The sequence below is a fragment of the Acinetobacter sp. Swhac1 genome, assembly GCF_013390985.1.
Classification (GTDB): Bacteria; Pseudomonadota; Gammaproteobacteria; order Pseudomonadales; family Moraxellaceae; genus Acinetobacter; species Acinetobacter towneri.
Genome location: NZ_JACASN010000024.1, coordinates 15718 through 33110 on the forward strand (window position 1 = coordinate 15718; position 17393 = coordinate 33110).

Annotated in this window: 11 protein-coding genes and 1 pseudogene; 3 read left to right on the plus strand and 9 right to left on the minus strand. The window is 45.4% G+C overall.

What is annotated here, in order from left to right; all coding sequences use genetic code 11:
• Positions 1-73 precede the first annotated feature (73 nt).
• From narI to HX743_RS11930, 6 genes are all read right to left on the minus strand, one after another.
• Positions 74-769 (minus strand): respiratory nitrate reductase subunit gamma, encoded by a 696-nt coding sequence (gene narI / locus HX743_RS11905; RefSeq protein ID WP_250316236.1) that lies wholly within the window; start codon positions 767-769, stop codon positions 74-76.
• Positions 769-1689 (minus strand): nitrate reductase molybdenum cofactor assembly chaperone, encoded by a 921-nt coding sequence (gene narJ / locus HX743_RS11910; RefSeq protein ID WP_250316237.1) that lies wholly within the window; start codon positions 1687-1689, stop codon positions 769-771. The genes narI and narJ overlap by 1 nt, the downstream gene beginning before the upstream one ends.
• 1 nt (position 1690) lies before the next feature.
• Positions 1691-3229, minus strand: coding sequence for a nitrate reductase subunit beta (gene narH, locus HX743_RS11915; RefSeq protein WP_178319328.1), 1539 nt, complete (start codon positions 3227-3229; stop codon positions 1691-1693).
• 297 nt (positions 3230-3526) lie between these two features.
• Positions 3527-7294 carry a nitrate reductase subunit alpha gene (locus tag HX743_RS11920; protein ID WP_178319329.1) on the minus strand — a complete coding sequence of 1256 codons (3768 nt, stop codon included), beginning with the start codon at positions 7292-7294 and terminating at the stop codon, positions 3527-3529.
• A 27-nt stretch (positions 7295-7321) separates the two neighbouring features.
• Positions 7322-8073, minus strand: a protein-coding gene (locus HX743_RS11925) for an IS5-like element IS1301 family transposase (RefSeq protein WP_214129018.1) whose coding sequence is annotated in 2 segments (ribosomal slippage) — positions 7322-7872 and positions 7872-8073 — 753 coding nt in all. Because the reading frame shifts where the segments join, the coding sequence is not laid out codon by codon here.
• Between the two features lie 542 nt (positions 8074-8615).
• Positions 8616-9809, minus strand: a complete 1194-nt coding sequence (locus HX743_RS11930; RefSeq protein WP_178319339.1) for an NnrS family protein — start codon at positions 9807-9809, stop codon at positions 8616-8618.
• Positions 9810-10221: 412 nt separating this feature from the next.
• Here HX743_RS11930 and HX743_RS11935 point away from each other — a divergent pair, with 412 nt between their 5' ends.
• Positions 10222-11286, plus strand: coding sequence for a transposase (locus tag HX743_RS11935; RefSeq protein WP_178319331.1), 1065 nt, complete (start codon positions 10222-10224; stop codon positions 11284-11286).
• Positions 11287-11313: 27 nt separating this feature from the next.
• Positions 11314-11460 (plus strand): annotated as a pseudogene (locus HX743_RS11940) (IS5/IS1182 family transposase); the annotation flags it as partial.
• A gap of 7 nt (positions 11461-11467) precedes the next feature.
• Here the strand turns inward: HX743_RS11940 and HX743_RS11945 are convergent.
• Positions 11468-12814 carry a NarK family nitrate/nitrite MFS transporter gene (locus HX743_RS11945; protein WP_050324472.1) on the minus strand — a complete coding sequence of 449 codons (1347 nt, stop codon included), beginning with the start codon at positions 12812-12814 and terminating at the stop codon, positions 11468-11470.
• Between the two features lie 211 nt (positions 12815-13025).
• Complete coding sequence (locus HX743_RS11950) at positions 13026-14264, minus strand: nitrate/nitrite transporter (protein ID WP_306172528.1); 1239 nt, start codon at positions 14262-14264, stop codon at positions 13026-13028.
• Positions 14265-14552: 288 nt separating this feature from the next.
• Here HX743_RS11950 and HX743_RS11955 point away from each other — a divergent pair, with 288 nt between their 5' ends.
• Positions 14553-16715, plus strand: a complete 2163-nt coding sequence (locus HX743_RS11955) for a histidine kinase (RefSeq protein ID WP_178319333.1) — start codon at positions 14553-14555, stop codon at positions 16713-16715.
• Positions 16716-16948: 233 nt separating this feature from the next.
• On the opposite strand, the gene HX743_RS11960 is transcribed toward HX743_RS11955, so the two are convergent.
• Positions 16949-17278, minus strand: a complete 330-nt coding sequence (locus HX743_RS11960) for a DUF4236 domain-containing protein (protein WP_139853775.1) — start codon at positions 17276-17278, stop codon at positions 16949-16951.
• Between the last annotated feature and the right edge of the window lie 115 nt (positions 17279-17393).

The window sequence follows — 17393 nt, forward strand, 5'->3', positions numbered from 1 at the left end:
ATAAATCAGTTTTTTAAATTACTATAGTGGGGCGTAAGCATGGTGCCCCTACATCCGTATCATAACATTTAGATTATTGAGCCGATTTTTGACGCACGATTTGATAACGTCTGCCCAAATACCAAATCGGTGCAGAGATAATGTGAATCAAGCGAGTAAACGGCACTAATAAAATCAAAGTCGTACCCAAAAGCATATGTAGTTTATACACAATCCCAGCTTGCTCAACCAGTGAGGCAGCATACACAGGGCGAAGAATCGCCAAGTTTTGAGCCCAACTTGCCAAGTTCATCATCATCACGCCGTCCATGTGGTCCATTGACACAAAAATCGTGCCAAGACCTAACAACAACTGAGCCAACAAGATAATCAATAACGCCTTGTCGCCAAAGGTCGAGGTATGGCTGATACGAGGGTCAGAAAAACGGCGGATAATCAGCATGATTAAACCAAACAAACACACGACCCCTGCCACGCCACCCACGATCATTGCCATGATTTGTTTTTGCGGAGCGGTGATAAAGTGTTCATACACGGCGTGCGGTGTAAACATACCAAACAAATGCCCTAACAATAGAATCAAAATACCAATGTGAAACAGGTTGCTTGCCACACGCATATTGCGAGGTTGAAGCATTTGGCTTGAGCTGGTTTTCCATGTGTACTGTGAGGTGTCAAAACGCACCCAACAGCCGAAAATACACACGGTGAGGGCGATATAAGGGTAAATACCGTATAAAAAAACGTGCATCCAATTTTCTGCGTTCATCATTGGACTCCTTCTTTGAGGGTGTTATTTTTTAGATGATTTGATTGACTTTGTAATTCATTAAACTGACTGTTGGCACGACTAGAAGTTTGGTTAAAATCGACCCAATGCACAGGGGCAACACTGTTGCGTTGGGCTTGTTGTCCGAGGGTTTGGGCGATATGTTGCTTGGTTTGATTGCTCGGGCAGTTTTCTTGCTCGGCTCCCAAGAAATCAACCATTTCTTCTTCCCATTCGCTGTCAATGGCTTCAAGGCTGTCTTCGGCAAGTTTGACCGCTTCGGATTTATTCATATTGGCAAGCTCGTCATCAATCAAGCTTAACGGCTGTCCTGCGACTTGCAATAATGCCTTAAATAAGCTGGCGTACTCACTTTGTTTATCAATAAGTCTTGCCCCAAGCACTGCCAAAATATGGCTGACATCGGCAATGTCCATGCGGACTTGCATTTCGTCACCTGTGGCTACGGCTTGGTATGCCAAAAACTCAAGGTACATCGGAATGTAATCTGGCAATTCTTTGGCATCGATAGCAAATCCTGCTTGCTCGTATTGAGCCATTAAATCGACCATGGCTTGACCACGGTCACGGCTTTCACCATGAACATGTTCAAACAGCCATAGCGACAAGGTGCGACCACGTTCAAATAGGCTGTCATAGCGGGCTTGGGCTTCTAATTCACCCAAATTTGTCAAGCTGTCAATCAAGTCTGCGATTTCGCCTCGCACTGCTGGGCTAATCAAGCGTGAATTTTTTACCAAGTCTTTGCAAACGTCTAACGTGTCATCGGCAAACAGTTCGTGACTGGGATAATCCATGAGCAAACTAATCACTTTTAACAGTTTCATATCATGGCTGTTGCTCTGAATATTGGTTTGCTCAATATTGGTGTTTTCAACCGTTGGGGTAGCGTCACTCATATCAGCTCTCCCAAGTTTGCACGGTGTCAATCATGTCACGGCGACTGGTTTTTTTGTTGCCAAATATACTGTAATCGCTGTCACCGTTGCATTCATTGCCAAAGGTAAAGCCACAGCCACCACGCTCGGCAAACGCATCGCTTAGGGCTTCTTCACGGTGAGCGGTTGGGATGACAAAACGGTCTTCGTAATTGGCAATCGCAAGGTAGCGGTACATTTCTTCGACTTGGTGTTTGCTCAGACCTACGCTGTCTAGCACGCTTTGGGCATCAACTTTATCGACCAGTTGTGAGCGTTTGTAGCTACGCATGGCAAGTAAGCGCTTGAGTGCCAATTTGACAGGGGCTTCATCGCCTGCTGTCAGCATATTGGCAAGGTATTTGACAGGAATACGCAAGCTATCGACATCTGGAATCAAGCCGTCCATACCGACTGTGCCTGCTTCGGCGGCGTTTTGAATCGGCGATAGTGGTGGCACATACCAAACCATTGGCAAGGTGCGGTATTCTGGGTGCAATGGCAATGCCAATTTCCAGTCCATTGCCAGTTTATACACAGGCGATTTTTGAGCGGATTCGATGACCGACATATCCACGCCGTCTTTTAGGGCTTGGGCGATGACCGCAGGGTCATTTGGGTCAAGGAAAATGTCAAGTTGGGCTTGGTAAAGGTCTTTTTCGTTGGCGATACCAGCGACTTCTTTGATTTTGTCGGCATCATACAATAGCACGCCTAGATAGCGAATCCGCCCTACGCAGGTTTCGGAACACACGGTTGGCATACCGCTTTCGATACGAGGGTAACAGAAGATACATTTTTCGGATTTGCCCGACTTCCAGTTGTAGTAGATTTTTTTGTAAGGACAGCCCGAAATACACATCCGCCAGCCACGACATTTTTCTTGGTCAATCAGCACAATGCCGTCTTCTTCACGTTTATAAATCGCTCCACTTGGACATGAGGCAACACACGCAGGGTTCAAGCAATGCTCGCACAGGCGTGGTAGGTACATCATAAAGGTGTTTTCGTATTGACCGTAGATATCGGCTTGGACGTTGTCAAAGTTTTTGTCCAAACGGCGTTTGGCAAATTCTGAACCAAGAATTTCTTCCCAGTTGGGACCCCATTCGATTTTTTGCATCCGCTTGCCTGTAATCAGTGAGCGTGGGCGAGCAATCGGTTGGTGTTCGCTAATCGGGGCGGTGTGTAGGTGTTGGTAATCGAAGTCAAACGGTTCATAGTAGTCGTCAATACTCGGCAAATCTGGGTTGGCAAAGATATTGGCGAGAATGCGGAATTTGCCCCCGATTTTTGGGTTGATTGAGCCGTCAGCGTTGCGAATCCAGCCACCTTTCCATTTGGCTTGGTTTTCCCATTCTTTGGGGTAGCCGATACCAGGTTTGGATTCGACATTGTTAAACCATGCGTATTCCATGCCTTCACGACTGGTCCAGACGTTTTTACAGGTGACTGAGCAGGTGTGACAACCGATACATTTATCAAGGTTTAGCACCATGCCGACTTGTGAGCGAATTTTCATAAAAAATTCCTTATGGGTTGCCTAATTTATGGCTGACCGCATCAGTGGGGCGAGCATAAATTTGGGTATTTGTCATTTTTTTATTGTATCCCCCTCGGCTTGCCAAAAACATCATGCCAAAGGGGATAAGTTGGGTGGTTCATTATGCTAAAGTAGTAGCCTATATTTAGACTACGCTTTAAAAAAGCTAGATAATTCTAAATCATCCTCTATTTAACCCCTCTAAATCCCCCTTGTCAGGGGGAGAACCGCTCCTTCCCCTGCTAAGGGGAGGGTTGGGTTGGGGTTAATGACATCTTAATCCAACGTAGTCGGTAATGGACGAGGCAATTCGTCATCGGGTTTGCCTTCAAGCCAATCGACTTTTGCCATTTTACGCACCAACACAAATTCGTCACGGTTACAGCCGACTGTGCCATAGTAGTTAAAGCCATAGGCTTGTTGGGCATAGCCACCAATCATGTGGGTGGGTTTTAGCACCGCACGAGTGACTGAGTTATGAATACCGCCACGAGTGCCTGTGGATTCTGAGCCTGGGATGTTGACCAGTTTTTCTTGGGCATGGTACATCATGGTCATGCCTTCTTTGACACGTTGCGACACCACGGCACGAGCGGTGATTGAGCCGTTTGCGTTAAACACTTCAATCCAGTCGTTGTCTTCGATGTCAGCTTTGCGTGCGTCAATTTCGCTCATCCACACACAAGGACCGCCACGAGAAAGGGTCAGCATTAGCAAGTTTTCAGAATAGGTACTATGAATGCCCCATTTTTGGTGCGGTGTTAAGAAGTTTAATACCACTTCTTTATTGCCGTTGGTTTTGTAGCCTTTAAAATGCTCAACGGTTTTGGTGTCAATCGGTGGGCGGTATTGTTGCATCTGCTCACCAAACGCCTGCATCCAAGGGTGGTCTTGATAAAACTGCTGACGACCTGTGATAGTACGCCAAGGAATCAACTCGTGTACGTTGGTGTAGCCTGCGTTGTAGCTGACTTTTTCCGATTCTAGTCCAGACCAAGTTGGGCTTGAGATAATTTTGCGAGGTTGTGCCACGATATCATGGAAACGGATTTTTTCGTGTTCGCTCGATTTTGCCAAATGGGTGTGGTCACGGCCTGTATTTTTTGACAAGGCTGACCATGCTTTGACCGCCACATGACCGTTGGTTTCTGGGGCAAGCATCAGGATGGTTTCGGCAGCGTCAATGGCGGTGTTAATACGAGGGCGACCTTGTGCGACAGTCGGCTCGGTAACGGTGTAGCTTAGTTCGCCAAGTTGTGCCACTTCTTCTTTGGTGTCCCAGTCCATGCCTTTAGAGTTATTACCCAAAGTGTCCATTAACGTACCCAAGGCGGTGTATTTGGCATAGGTGCTTGGATAGTCACGTTCCACAACTTTGATATGTGGACAGTTTTTACCCGGAACAGGTTTTTCGCCTGCGGTTTTCCAGTCTGTACCGCCAAATGGCTGTGCCAATTCGCCAACGCTGTCATGTTGCATGGGCAAAGTGACGACATCGGTCTGTACGCCAAGATGGGTCGCTGACAGTTGTGAGAATACATTGGCAATGCCTTTGTAGATTTCCCAGTCTGATTTTGATTCCCAAGCAGGGTCGGTGGCGGCAGTCAATGGGTGGATGAATGGGTGCATATCCGAGGTGTTCATGTCGTCTTTTTCATACCATGTCGCTGTTGGCAACACGATATCTGAATACAAACAGGTACTCGACATACGAAAATCAAGGGTCGTCACAAGGTCAAGTTTGCCTGTGGGGGCGTTTTCGACCCAATCGACTTCATGCGGACGTAGTTCGGCAACGGTTTCATCGCCCAATACGCCATTTTTTGTACCCAAGAGATATTTGAGCATATATTCATGCCCTTTACCTGATGAACCAAGCAAGTTTGAACGCCAAATAAACAGATTGCGTGGGAAGTTGGCAGGGTTATCTGGGCTTTCACAGGCAAAACTTAATGAGCCATTATGTAGGCTTTCGACCACATAATCTTCCACTTTCATGTCTTTTGCTTTGGCTTCATTGGCAATGGTGAGTGGGTTGCGGTTTAGCTGTGGAGCAGATGGTAGCCAACCTGCACGCTCGGCTCGAATGTTGTAGTCGAGCATATGCTCTGGGAAATGGGTTTTGTTGGCGTGTGGTGACAACAATTCATGAGCCGACAATTTTTCATAACGCCATTGGCTAGAATGGTTGTAGAAGAAACTTGTGCCGTTCATGTGGCGTGGTGGTCTGTGCCAGTCAAGAGCAAATGCCAATGGGGCCCAGCCAGATTGTGGACGTAGTTTTTCTTGTCCAACATAATGTGCCCAACCACCGCCAGATTTACCAATACAACCACACAGCATGAGCATATTAATCACGCCACGGTAGTTCATGTCAAGGTGATACCAGTGGTTCATCCCTGCACCAATGATAATCATGGATTTACCGTGCGTTTTGTGGGCATTTTCGGCAAATTCACGGGCAATTTGAATCACTTTTTCGCGGCTTACGCCTGTGATGGCTTCTTGCCATGCAGGTGTGCCTGCGACGGTGGCATCATTGTAATCATCGGTAACGTGCTGACCGCCAACCCCATTTGCCACGCCAAGATTTGCCACCATTAAATCAAACACGGTCACGACTTTGGCGGTTTGACCATTGGCAAGGTTGATGGTGCGACAAGGGATAGTTTTATACTGAATGGCATCGCCAGCGACTGCGGTAAAGTAAGGGTGTTCGTCACCGCCAAAATAATCCAAACCGACTTCCACGGTTTCGCCACTGTCTTTTTGGCTTAACGCTAAATCAATCTCAGCCCCAGTTGAGCCGTCACGAGCTTCCAAGTTCCATTTGCCTTTGTCGGCACGTTCGGCATCGCCCCAACGGTAGCCAATCGACCCTTGTGGTGATACCAATTCGCCATGTTGATTGATGGCAACGGTTTTCCATTCTGGGTTGTTGTCTTGCTCAAGGTTGCCTGTCAAATCAGACGCACGCAAGAAACGTCCTGCACGCAACTCTCGACCTTCGCCTTCGACCATAACAAGCATCGGCAAATCGGTGTAGCGTTTGGCATAATCAACGAAGTAATCACTTGGTTGTTTGAGATAAAATTCTTTGATAATCACATGGCTAAAGGCTTGAGCAAGGGCGGCATCTGTGCCTTGTTTTGGATTAAGCCATAGGTCACAAAGTTTTGAGATTTCGGCATAGTCAGGGGTGATGGCGACAGTTTTTGTACCTTTATAACGCACTTCGGTAAAGAAGTGAGCGTCTGGGGTACGAGTTTGCGGTACGTTTGAACCCCAAGCGATGATATAGTCAGAATTGTACCAATCGGCAGATTCTGGTACGTCAGTCTGCTCACCCCAAACCATTGGGCTAGCAGGTGGTAAGTCACAATACCAATCATAAAATGACAAGCACACGCCACCGATTAATGATAAATAACGGCTACCTGCAGCATAGCTGACCATTGACATCGCAGGAATCGGCGAAAAGCCGATGATACGGTCAGGGCCAAAGGTTTTGGCGGTATAGACATTCGAGGCGGCGATGATTTCGTTCACTTCGTTCCAACTTGAACGCACAAAGCCACCCAAACCACGTTTGGATTTGTATTGGGCGGTTTTGGCAGGGTCAGACACGATACTGCCCCATGCTTCGACTGGGTCGGCAAATTGGGCTTTGGCTTCACGCCATAATTTGAGTAGCGGTTTACGCACTTTTGGGTATTTTAGGCGGTTGGCTGAGTACATATACCAGCTATAGCTTGCCCCACGAGGACAGCCACGAGGTTCGTGGTTGGGTAGGTCTGGGCGAGTACGTGGGTAGTCGGTTTGTTGGGTTTCCCAAGTGACTAGACCGTTTTTGACGTAGATTTTCCATGAGCATGAGCCAGTACAGTTCACACCGTGAGTCGAGCGGACGATTTTGTCGTATTGCCAACGACTGCGGTAGCTGTTTTCCCAGTCACGGCTTTCGTCACGCACTTCGCCATGACCGTCAGCAAATTCGCTTGTTTTTTTGGTAAAAAATTTAAATTGGTCGAGTAGATGGCTCATTTTGCTATCCTCATCTAGGGCGTGTCCTCAATTTAACTTAGCATGAATAATAGAGCAAGCCAAGTAAAGCATCGATTTAAAATTACGAGCTAATTTCTCATAGCGAGTAGCAATACTACGAAACTGCTTTAATCGTGCAAATGCATTCTCGACTAAGTGGCGTAATTTATAAAGGTAGCTATCAAAATCAGGGTTAGGTTGCTTGGCATTTTTACGCTTTGGTATAATAGCTTTCATACCGTGTTCTATCGCTTTATCTCTGATTTCTTGCGAGTCATACCCTTTGTCAGCGATAAAATACTGGGCTTCTTGTATGACTTCTATCAAGTCGTTTGCAATTTGACTGTCGTGCACGTTACCCCCAGTGACTTTAAAATCGAGCGGATTTCCATGCGAGTCCACACATAGGTGTATTTTTGTCGTGTTTCCGCCACGGCTTTGTCCAATTGCTCTATCGAAAACACGCCGAGCTCCACTTGCATGTTGATGACACCGTACATAACTTCCGTCGATGAATACCCATTCTTTGTCAATTTCTTTTCGTAGATCAAAAAAAAATTCTGCCACAAGCCTTTTTTAGACCATCGGTTAAAGCGGTTATAAGCGGTTTTCCATGACCCTAGCTCAATAGGTATGTCTCGCCATGGTGCACCTGTTCTTAGCTTCCATAGTATGGCTTCCATCACGGTACGGTCGTTCTTCCATTGATGACAGCCGTGCGCTTTCATGGTTGTTTGTAATTGTTCCCATATGTTGTCAGTTATTACGGTTCTCGCCATTGTTTGTGTTTGCCTATATTTTGTTGAAATATAGGGTTAAAATAGGGCTCTTTTGGGCTTATTCAAATTAGGGACACGCCCTAGATGGTAAGGTTATATCTAGCATGAGTATAGGAGGTGTAAAGTGTCTTGCCTATCGGCTATAGGGTGGTGAATACTACTACTTAGGGGGTATTAGATTAATAAAAGCTTCAGTTCAATATATGGGTTGGGGCGAAGTCCAAATAGATTCTAGTTCATAGAATCACAATATTTTTACTTTTTGAGTTCATATCAATGGTGAATATATAGAAATAAAAAACGGCACTTGGGAGTTCAATTATATTATGCAGATCTGTGGTCAAGATTTGATTGAAAAGCAAAGGTCGTATGATAACCAGTCTAATTAAGTGATTGAAGTTCAATCACTTAGTCTAAAGCTTTTAAAACTAATTTGTTCTAGTTTTCCGAGTGTTACGCTTTACTAACTTATGCTACAAGATTTTATGTTAATAAGGTAATTTTGTTTTGGTACGTAATATTTTACTTTTGAAGATTTAAATTCAACCAAATAAACCGTCTTTTCTGGGCTTGCTTAAAATCGGCAGATACACACACAAAAACAGTATAAAGCTGATAAGCCATAACACCTGCGACACAGTCAACAGCTGTGTATAGTAAGCGGGCAATACAATCGGCAACAGCCCACGAGTAACCATAGTCACCACCATAAGCGTTAATATCACCCCGACCAATTTAGGTGGCTCATGCACCGACAGCCCTGTATGCCCTAGACTCACACGGCTCATCATCGACAATGTCATCACCCCTATCCCTGACAATGCCAATGTATGCACCGCAAAGCTATGGGCAAAACCTGCCCACGGCAACAACGCAAACAGCCCCAATGCCACCACCATACCGCCAAACGCTACAAACAGCGACCATACCAACGGCTTGCCCCACATCCCACTGTGATACCAACCCATCAGCCGATAGCCATTCGCCAATGCTGTGACAAGGGCAAACAGTGACGCAATCACAGGCTGACCGCACAAGTCTGCGAGCATAAAGGCAAGAAAGCCAAACAGACTGACCCTATCCACCCATACAGCGTTTTTGAGTTCTACTTTGGGAGCGTTTTTGGGCAGATGATGATTGATCCCATTGCTGATGAACATCGGCATGACCCGTCGCCCAATGGTCAGCACTACCCCAATAATTAGATAAAACGCTAGATACACGCCTGTCTTTTGCCATGCGATATCGGAACGCCATGCCCCAATAGCGAAGATGACAAATGCAAGCCATAGCAAAGCAAGTTTGGCAAGGATACCGATTTGGCGACGTTGACGTACCCGAATAATCGGGGTAAACACCGCTACGCAAACCAGCGACCACCAAAGAATATCCAGTCCACTGGCAAGCCTTAGCCCAATCGCTGTGATATCAGACGACAGCTGCGGTAAGCACGCCCATGTCAGCCTTGCCAATGCCCAAGGCAGAAATATCGCAAACAACCGCCACCCATACGGCATGGGCTGATTTGTCCATGTCTTCACCGCAGTGAGCAGAAATCCTGCGATGACCGCTAACGCATAGCCAAAAGTCATCTCATGGGCGTGCCACATAAAAGGCGTGAAAGCGGTCAGTGTAAAATCTATCCAGCCTTGCAATACCGCAAGCCATAGCCCCATGGTGATAATGGCAAACACCGATGCCCCGACAAAGAACACCCGAAAGCCTAAGTTTAGGATAGGGTGTGGGGATTTGGGGGATAATTAGCGGATGCGATAGCGTGCAGGTTGGTCGGCAGTTTTGATGACGTTTTGGTCGGTATTTTGGTGGACATGGTGAATTCCCAGTGCTTTACTCAAGTTTATTTTGCACCGATTCACCAATCGCAACAATACTCATTTGGGAGTAATAGGGGAAGATTTACTTTGGACAAGCTACTTGGGAGAGATATTTGCAAGTACTATTTGTTATGCCATTGCCAAATCATCAACAAATTCAACTTTTAGCTTTTTGCCAAGTGCATTTGCCACATTGGATAACGTTGCAAGGGTCAAACTAGGATAAGCCCCATAATCGATTAATAACTGAAGTTACGCAGCCCTTTAAAAAAGCGCTATCATAACAAAAAAAGTAGTCAGCGAGAGTAAACAAATGAACAAAGACATGATAGAACTCTACAGCGACTACCTCATCGCAAGTTTTGGGCAAACCACCGCCACAGGACTTGCCAATCTACTACAAGGGAGCATCTACCATGACAGCATCACCCGCTTTCTAAACAGTGAAACACTCATCGCCAAAGAACAATGGCAACTGATTAAACCCATGCTAAGACAGCATGAAAATGCCACACCCAATGCCATCGGCTATCTCATCTTTGATGACACCATACAGCCCAAACCGCACACAAGCGTCGACGACATCAACTGCTGGCACTACGACCACACCCAAAACAAAAATGTTAAAGGCATTAACCTGCTTAACTGTCTGTATCATCGCAAAGATATCGACATACCCTTAAGCTTTGACATCATCACCAAACCCAATGTCTTTACCGATGACAAAGGCAAGGTTAAACGTAAAAGTGATAAAACCAAAAATCAGCGACTGCTTGATATGTTTGATAGGGCAATCAAAAACCAAGTCAAATTCGACTATGTATTAGCCGATTCTTGGTTTTCAGCCAAAGCAACATTCAAACATATTCGTAAAGCTAACAAGCATTTCATCTTTGCGTTAAAGTCAAATCGCTTGGTGGCTTTAACCCCGGATGATAGAGAAAAAGGTAACTTTGTACGTATTGATGAATCTAATTTACCCGATAATACCCCTGTTCACGGCTTTTTAAATGACTATCATGATGAAGTCTTGTTATTACGCCGAGTCTTTACAAACAAGGACGGTTCTACAGGGGTGTTATATCTAGTATGCTCAGATTTGCAATGCGACAAGGATAAATTTATCAACGGCTATCAAAAACGATGGCAGGTTGAAGTGTATCATAAGTCGTTAAAGCAAAATGCCAATTTGGGTAAGTCGCCTGCTCATAGCCAAAGGGCTCGGTTTAATCATATGTTTTTAGCCACGTATGCGGTGTTTAAGCTTGAGTGTTTGAAAATCAAAACCAAGTTAAATCATTTCGCTTTGCGTACGAAGTTACTAATTTCCGCTAATCAGTCGGCTTTTGCCCAGCTTAAGGCTATTAGCGGTGCGTAACTTCAGTTAATAACCGAATCAATCACCATGAGAAAAACCTATCCAAGCGACATTAGCCGAAAACAATTCGAGCACATACTACCTATTTTAGAAAGTGCTCGGAAGAAGACCAAACCAAGAACGGTTGAGCTTTATGACGTATTTTGTGGGTTGTTGTATGTACTCAGAACAGGTTCTAAAATCAACTTGGAAACTCGGCCCCTTTACGGCTATAATACCACCATGTTAGCACCATACAAATCACATAAAACACAATCAATGCGGTAAACGTGCCATTCACCCCAAGACCTGAACCGAACATTTTAGGGATAAAGAACCCACCATACGCCGCAAAGGCTGAGGTAAAACCAACCACCGCGGCTGACTCTTTACGAGCATTGAGTTGCCAATCTGCACCGCCCAAACGCTCATGGAAAGTACGGAAAATCACAGGAATCATACGGAAAGTCGAGCCATTACCAATCCCAGTGGTGATAAATAGCACCATAAAGCACGCAAAATACCCTACAAAGTTCCCTGCTTTTAGGAAGTACATTACTGCCATCACTGCTAATGCCATCACGCCATAGTTGATTAAGGTGACTTTTGCACCGCCCAATTTGTCAGCAAGCCAGCCACCGAACGGACGGAATAACGCACCAACCAAAGGTCCTAAAAACGCCACTTTAAGCGGATTCACATCTGGGAATGATTGTTTAATCAACATCGGAAATGCCGCCGAAAACCCAATAAACGAACCAAAAGTCGCAAGGTATAAGATACACATAATCCAGTTTTGTTGACGACCGAAAATCACCGATTGGTCTTTAAAAGACGCTTTGGCAGACGACAAGTCATTCATACCAAACCAAGCGGCAAGGGCAGCTATGATAATCAAAGGTACCCACACAAAACCAGCGTTTTGTAGATACATGGTCGTGCCTTTGGCAGTGGTTTGGGCATCACCGCCCAACGCCCCAAAGATACCCACGCCAATCACCGCAGGGACTAAAAACTGCATGACCGACACACCCAAATTACCCAAACCAGCGTTTAAGCCCATCGCTGTGCCTTGTTGCGATTTTGGATAAAAGAACGAAATATTGGACATACTAGAGGCAAAGTTCGCCCCACCAAACCCACACAGCAAAGCAATGATAACAAAAGTGGCAAAAGGGGTATTTGGGTCTTGTAATGCAAAGCCCATCCAAATGGTCGGGATCAAGAGTGATAAGGTCGCAAGGGTGGTGAATTTACGTCCGCCAAAAATTGGCACAAGGAACGAATAAAAAATCCGCAACGTCGCCCCAGATAAGGCAGGTAAAGCAGTTAGCCAAGAGAGTTGGGCTTTGTTAAAATGAAAGCCTGCGTCTGGCATACGCACCACGACCACTGACCAAAGCACCCACACGGAGAACGCCAGTAGTAAGTTGGGAATGGATATCCATAAGTTGCGTGTGGCGGTTTGTTTACCACCATTTGCCCAAAATTTTTCGTCTTCGGGTCGCCAATCGTCAATACGGCGACCGCCTTTTAGTTCGTTGTTCATAAGAGCCTCCAATATACCCTTGGGGTGCGTTTGATTTGCCTCAAAAGGATTTTTTACCTTGTTAGCATAATGGTTTTTTGAGCAAAAAAATCTTATGCCAAGGGCTAGGTTTTAGGGGCAATATTATCCTTTGGGAGTAGATAAGGTTTAACATAAAAAACCCACAAGATAACTTGTGGGTTTTTGGTTTCGCCAGTATTTAAGCCAGCATTTAACTCTGAGCTTTTTTCAACGCCATTTGTTCTTGATGCCCTTTTTCCATAGTAGGACGCACTTCACTCATATAAATCCAAATGAGCGACACCCACACCACGCCAAACATAATCATAAACGCAGAGCTACGCACGCCTGTGATATCCACCGCCATACCGAACATAATGGGTAGGATAAAGCCACCTAGACCACCGAACAAACCAACCACGCCTGACACTGCTCCCATGTTTTGTTTGTAGTCATCAGACAGGTATTTGAACACCGAGGCTTTACCAATCGCAAAGGTAATGCCAAGGGCAAAAATCAACACGGTGAATAGGGTGGAGTTTAAGCCTAAATGGAAGCTTTTATTGCCAGTAACGGTTTGAACCACAAGGTCAGTCTGTGGATACGACAACACGAATAGAATCAACATGGACACCCAAAGCACCCACCAAGTCACGGTATGAGCCGAATAACGGTCTGATAACCAGCCACCCAACGCACGCAGTACACCGCCAGGTAAACTAAAACAAGCTGCCAAAAACGCCGCAGTTTTGAGGTTGAAACCATATTCATCCACATAATAGTGCGTCATCCACAACGCCAACGCCACATAACCCCCGAACACAATCGAATAATACTGGCTATAACGCCACACATTTGGGTCTTTTAGCACGGCTAATTGACTGCCGATACTGGCATTACTGGCGGTGCGGTGTTCTTTGTTGTCAAAGGTCAAAAACCAAAATCCAATTGCCGTCACCAACATCATCACCGCATAGACTTTGGGTAATAATTGCCAAGTGCCAATGGCGATGATACTGGGGGCGATGAGTTTGGTAAGTGCCGAACCTGCATTCCCCGCGCCGAAGACACCCATTGCCAAGCCTTGATTTTGTGGTTCAAACCATTTGGCGACATAGGCAATCCCCACGGTAAATGAACCACCTGCCAAACCGACAAACAGACCTAATACCAAAAAGTGCCAATATTCGGTGGCAAACGACAAACAGTAAATCGGAATCACAGTCGCCAACATCAAAATAAAAAATACAATCCGACCACCGAATTTATCGGTCAACAGCCCAATCGGTAACCGAACCAGTGAGCCTGTCAACACAGGAATCGCAGTCAATAGACCAAATTCGGTTTCACTTAGACCCAACGATTTTTTGAGGGGAATCCCCAGTACCGCAAACATCATCCATACCATAAAACACACCGTAAAGGCTATAGTGGATGAGGTCAGCACCATATATTGTTTGGTTTTTAGACTTGCCATGATATGCTCCAGCTTACACAAAATGGGTGTATGGGTAATATCATAGCAAGGTATGAAGGGGTTTTGCCGGTCTGGCAGGGGCGAACCCTGCGACTGGCAAGGGCAATAATGATGCAAATTACTGCTAAAGTAGTATGGCTTTTGCGATGGGATTATTTCCTAAAGTCGCTAGTTTTCAATTATTTATGCTAAACTCTCACGCAAGTTAGGCAAAAGCCTATACGATTTTGCCATCACAACTATTTAGGATTAGGGGTAGTTTTGCAAAAGTCAGTATGTCGTTCACGTTTTTTGCCCAGTATTAGCAACTCACTGCCTGTTCGGGCATGGTGTGCGGTGGCGATTGTCATGGTGATGGTAGTCGGTATGGCGATGGTTAGCGGGATTTTGGCATGGATTGCTCAGCCAGATGCTGAGGCGGTCAATACCGCAGGTTCGATGCGGATGGCGACTTACCGCATTAATTATTTGGTGGGAAAACAAGAAAATCGACCAGCACAAACCCCAGCCAACGCCCAAGCATTAGCTAACCAATCCACCAACCATGAGTCACAAGTACAATCGCAACCCCAAATACAACCCGAAATACAATCCCAACAGTTATCACCCAATGATGCTCTATCCCGAAGTATTCCTGCTTCACAGCCAATTGGCAGCCATTTGAGTAAAGATGAGCTACTGGCAGCACTTACCCAAGATATGCAAAGTCGTCTTGCCCAGTTGGCTCATTATGAGCAGTCGCAAGGCAATCGGGATGACCAAATTAATCAGCAAATTGACACCATTCGGCAGATTTGGACAACAGAGCTTCAGCCAACACTTGAAACGAGCGTTAGAGAGGGCAATCGCGATGCCTTGTATGCGATTTCACTTCGCTATATGGATAATGTTGACAAGTTGGTCAAACAAATTCAGACCCGCAATGAGCATCGACAATCGCTTCAACAGAACTTACAAATTGGGGCGTTGTTACTTACCATCATTATCATGTTGGCAGGGTTACATGAGATTCAACAAAATGTATTGATTCCTGTTGGGCAACTGCGTAAGGCGACACAGCAATTTGGTAAAGGGGAAGACACCAGCGTTAATGTCGCAGGTTATGAAGAGTTTAATGAGTTGGGTGATTCTTTTAACCAAATGACCAGTACCCTCAAAGCCTACCAAAACAACCTAGAAGCCGAAGTTGCCAAAAAAACCTACCACCTTACCCAAAGTAACCAAGCGTTGACCTTACTCTATGACTTTGCCAAACAGCTTAACCAACAGCCAGTTGCCTATGCACGGCTACAGGTACTTATTGAGCAGTTTGGTGCGGTATTGCCCAATTTTGACATTAGCCTGTGCCTACATGATGCTAATTTGCACAATGATAACTTCAAAGATGCGATGGCGATGCACAGCTTGGGCATTCGTGATAAAAGACATTTGGGGCGAAGTTTTTGCCACCAAGCACATTGCCAAACCTGTGACATCAAGCATGATGAGGGCGTTTGGGTATATGCGATAAACAGCCTACAAACCCAGTGGGGTGAATTACTGGTCAAGCCACGCCATCATCACGGCAAGGGCATCCGCAAACAACCCCAGCCCACAAACTCTGCTACTTCCCAAAAGCCATCACCTATCAATCGTATCACGTTATTGGATGAACAAAACTGGCAAAATTTTGCCGATAGTCAAGAACCCTCTTTTGATGAAAATGAATTGTTAAACACCCTTGCCAACCTCATTGGACTGATGTTTGCAGGGCAAAAACAGCGGGAACAAGAGCATCAGCTAATTTTGTCGGAAGAACGCAACACCATGGCAAGAGAGCTACATGACTCACTGGCACAGTCGTTATCGTATCTCAAAATGCAAGTCAGTATGCTCACCACCTTGCTCAAAGATAACCAAAACCCCAATAACGACAAAATTGAGCAAGTATTATCACAAACCAAAGACGGTCTGAATGGGGCATATAGCCAACTGCGTGAATTATTGGCAACTTTCCGCTTAAAGATAGAAGAAGGCAGTTTTGATACCGCCTTGGCACAAGCAGGCGATGAGTTCGCCAACAAAGGCGGATTTGCCGTGCATTTGGACAATCGCCTGATGAGCATCAATCTGACCGCCACTGAGCAAGTTGATTTACTACAAATTACCCGTGAAGCCCTGTCCAACATCAACCGCCATGCACAGGCAAAAAATGCCCACATCAGCCTATCGCAAAACCAACAAGGCGTGGTAAGCTTACACATCCAAGATGACGGCGTGGGGCTACAGCCCAAAGATGACGGTCAGCACCACTACGGCATGACCATCATGCAAGAACGTAGCCATAGCCTTGGCGGTGAGTGTCAAATCAACAACGTATTACCGCATGGCACAGCCGTTCGGGTGCAGTTTTTACCCCAAGCGTTTCAGCAGAAAATTAATTAAAACTCAAAGACTTTTCAGCATCATTCAAGAATGTATTCAAGCATAATTTCTGCTCCAATTGTGATGGATCGATTTACCTCGACTCGATTGAGTCAGACTATCATGATTGAGCCAGAGTCGCTTACTGAAAGTAGCGAGAATTGCGCTGGAGTTTCTGAAGGATATTAATTCCTTAGTTTGCCCATTCATCCATCTGGGCATTTTTTTTTGATTAAAATACAATGCGGTTCTTGCTAAAAAATGACGGCACCCACCATAAAACACAATATTCCAAAAATAATCCAAGGCCATATCTTTGCCTTCGGTTGTTCTAAATTCTGAGGATCATATTCCGTGTGTTCTTGCGATGTCGGTTGTGGAACACGGGTCTTTTTAGAGTAAGGCTGGTGTTTAGAGTAAGACAGTCCCGTACCTGGAATACCAACACTGGTTCGCGTACCTTTTTTCCCAATATTTAGAGAAGCACCAGGTTTGCCAATGCTGGCACTGCTGATGCCTTTATGGGTCAGATTAATTTTAAAACCCGGGAATAATTTAATACTTTTACGAAATCTAAAACCCATATTGCTCTCATTCTAAAACTTAGCTCAATTCACGCGCTATACCAGGATCCATGATCTGCTAGAGATCTTACTTTGACAGCTATCATCACGATATTAGTATATTTTTTATCTGGTG

Bases quoted from the DNA above. Each gene is read 5' to 3' on its own strand.
- HX743_RS11935 (WP_178319331.1), top strand. From the start codon at position 10,222: ATGAACAAAGACATGATAGAACTCTACAGCGACTACCTCATCGCAAGT.
- narH (WP_178319328.1), bottom strand. From the start codon at position 3,229: ATGAAAATTCGCTCACAAGTCGGCATGGTGCTAAACCTTGATAAATGT.
- HX743_RS11950 (WP_306172528.1), bottom strand. From the start codon at position 14,264: ATGGTGCTGACCTCATCCACTATAGCCTTTACGGTGTGTTTTATGGTA.
- HX743_RS11960 (WP_139853775.1), bottom strand. From the start codon at position 17,278: ATGGGTTTTAGATTTCGTAAAAGTATTAAATTATTCCCGGGTTTTAAA.
- HX743_RS11945 (WP_050324472.1), bottom strand. From the start codon at position 12,814: ATGAACAACGAACTAAAAGGCGGTCGCCGTATTGACGATTGGCGACCC.
- narI (WP_250316236.1), bottom strand. From the start codon at position 769: ATGAACGCAGAAAATTGGATGCACGTTTTTTTATACGGTATTTACCCT.
- HX743_RS11920 (WP_178319329.1), bottom strand. From the start codon at position 7,294: ATGAGCCATCTACTCGACCAATTTAAATTTTTTACCAAAAAAACAAGC.
- narJ (WP_250316237.1), bottom strand. From the start codon at position 1,689: ATGAGTGACGCTACCCCAACGGTTGAAAACACCAATATTGAGCAAACC.